This window comes from Microbispora sp. NPDC088329, assembly GCF_040685655.1.
Lineage (GTDB): Bacteria > Actinomycetota > Actinomycetes > Streptosporangiales > Streptosporangiaceae > Microbispora.
Genome location: NZ_JBFBIP010000066.1, coordinates 1 through 1,457 on the forward strand (window position 1 = coordinate 1; position 1,457 = coordinate 1,457).

General features: G+C 70.8%; 1 protein-coding gene and 1 pseudogene. Both read left to right on the forward strand.

Annotation, left to right across the window (positions count from 1 at the left end; all coding sequences use genetic code 11):
- Positions 1 to 136 precede the first annotated feature (136 nt).
- The gene (locus AB0O28_RS39810) at positions 137 to 1,312 is read left to right on the forward strand and encodes a Gfo/Idh/MocA family oxidoreductase (protein WP_363648225.1); all 1,176 of its coding nucleotides are present in this window, start codon (positions 137 to 139) and stop codon (positions 1,310 to 1,312) included.
- 31 nt (positions 1,313 to 1,343) lie between these two features.
- A pseudogene (locus AB0O28_RS39815) lies at positions 1,344 to 1,457 on the forward strand (sugar phosphate isomerase/epimerase); the annotation flags it as partial.

Sequence of the window (1,457 nt, forward strand, 5' to 3'; positions counted from 1 at the left end):
CAGGGCAAGGGCATGAGCGACCTGCTGGAGCAGCAGGTGCCGCAGTCCATCACGCTGACCTCGGAGACCGTCAGCAAGGACAATGTGGACAAGTACCTGCCGTCCGGCTTCGAATCCTGATAGGGGGAGATATTCAGTGACAGACAGCAGGCCGACGCTGGGCGTCGGCATGGTGGGGTACGCGTTCATGGGGCGCGTTCACTCGCAGGCGTGGCGGAGCGTCGCCTCGTTCTTCGACCTGCCGGTACGGCCCGTCATGGCGGCCCTGGCCGGCCGGTCGCCCGAGCGCACGGCCGAGGCCGCGCAGACGCTCGGCTGGGCGGCGGTGGAGACCGACTGGAAGCGGCTCCTCGAGCGTGACGACGTGCAGGTGATCGACATCTGCACGCCGGGCGACAGCCACGCCGAGATCGCCATCGCGGCGCTGGAGGCGGGCAAGCACGTCATCTGTGAGAAGCCGCTGGCCAACACCGTGGCCGAGGCCGAGGCCATGACCGCCGCCGCCCGCGCGGCGGCGGCGCGCGGGGTGCGCAGCATGGTCGCCTTCAACTACCGCCGCGTGCCCGCCATCGCGCTGGCCCGGCGGTTCGTCGAAGAGGGCAGGCTCGGGGAGATCCGGCACGTGCGGGCGCAGTACCTGCAGGACTGGATCGTCGACCCGGAGTTCCCGCTGGTCTGGCGGCTGCAGAAGGACAAGGCCGGGTCCGGGGCCCTCGGTGACATCGGCGCCCACATCATCGACACCGCGCAGTTCATCGTCGGCCGGTCGCTGACCGGGGTGAGCGCGATCACCGAGACGTTCGTCAAGGAGCGCCCGCTCGCCGAGGGGTCGAGCGGCCTCGCCGGTGAGGGCGGCACCGGTGAGATGGGCGAGGTGACGGTGGACGACGCCGCGCTGTTCATCGGCCGCTTCGAGGGCGGGGCGCTGGGGTCCTTCGAGGCCACCCGCTTCGCCAGCGGCCGCAAGAACGCGCTGCGCATCGAGGTCAACGGCTCGCTGGGCAGCCTGACCTTCGACTTCGAGGCGATGAACGAGCTGTGGTTCCACGACCACACGCTCGACGCCGCCGAGAGCGGGTTCCGGCGGATCCTCGTCACCGAGCCGGAGCACCCGTACGCCGGGGCCTGGTGGCCGCCGGGTCACGGCCTCGGGTACGAGCACACCTTCACCCACGAGGTGAAGGACTTCATCGAGGCGGTGGCCGCCGGCACCGACCCCGCACCGTCCTTCGAGGACGGGCTGCGGGTGCAGCGGGTGCTGGAGGCCGTCGAGCAGAGCGCGGCCGCCGGGTCGGGCTGGACCGCGATCTGATGGTGCACAGGACTGTGAGAGCGAGGGTGAGATGACGCGACCGATCACACTGTTCACGGGGCAGTGGGCGGACCTGCCGTTCGAGGAGGTCTGCCGGCTGGCCTCGGAATGGGGCTACGACGGCCTGGAGCTCGCCTGCTGGGGC